Origin of the sequence: Mesorhizobium sp. M7A.F.Ca.US.014.04.1.1, from assembly GCF_003998745.1 — a bacterium.
Classification (GTDB): domain Bacteria; phylum Pseudomonadota; class Alphaproteobacteria; order Rhizobiales; family Rhizobiaceae; genus Mesorhizobium; species Mesorhizobium ciceri.
The window spans coordinates 1-843 of record NZ_RZRW01001207.1 but is presented as its reverse complement, the minus strand read 5'-3'; the positions used below and the strand labels follow the sequence as shown (position 1 = coordinate 843).

Annotated in this window: 1 protein-coding gene; it reads right to left on the bottom strand. The window is 61.8% G+C overall.

Annotation, left to right across the window (positions count from 1 at the left end; translation table 11 throughout):
- Positions 1-273: 273 nt before the first annotated feature.
- A partial coding sequence (locus EOA22_RS35615; RefSeq protein WP_245478789.1) for a peptidoglycan-binding protein occupies positions 274-843 on the bottom strand: 570 nt, incomplete at its 5' end.

Here is an 843-nt window from a genome sequence, read left to right as displayed (position 1 = left end):
CAGGAAACCCACCGCTGCGCCCATGGCCAGCAGGACGAAGATATTGACGGAAATTTCCGCGATCGGGAGATAGATGCCCACCCGTCAGTCTCGATCAGTTCTGCCTGTCGGCGAATGCAACCGTTGCGGGCATCTTGGACCGACAAGCCAATTCGTTCTTGCGCCGGAGGTGCTGCGAAGTCAAACCGCGCTACGCCGCCGAAACAAAAAACATCTCAATCAGTTAACAGGCGAATGTGTGGCAAGGGCGTCGTGGAAGCGACGCCTCTGCCGTTATTTGCGCGCCAGCAGTGCCTTCACCAGGTTTTCGTCGACTTCGCCGGTCGCCGCCATCTTGTTGTCGGTCTGGAAAGCCATGATCGCGGTCTTCGTTTTCTGGCCCATCTTGCCGTCGGCGCCGCCGGCGTCGTAGCCGTTCTTGTTGAGAATGCGCTGGATGTTCTGGACGGCCTTCTTCATGTCGATGCTGGCGGTCGTCTGCGGCGCGCCGTCCTGCCAGGACTCGGGAATGTCGGCCGAGTTGGCTGCCGCATCCAGCGGCTTGGCCTTCCACAGCTCGGTCGCGGCGCGGGCGCGCTCGAGCTGCTCGGGCCGCAGCGCATTGGCGATCTCGTCACGCTTGGCCGCCGCATCCTTGTCGCCTGTCTTGGCGACGAGCGCGAACCATTTGTAGGACTCCTCGAGGTTCTGCTTCATGCCGACGCCCTTGGCGGCGAGGATGCCGAGATTGAACTGGCTGTCCTTGACGCCGACGTCGGCATGAAGCAGAACCTCGAGGAGTCCTACAAATGGTTCGCGCTCGTCGCCAAGACAGGCGACAAGGATGCGGCGGCCAAGCGTGAC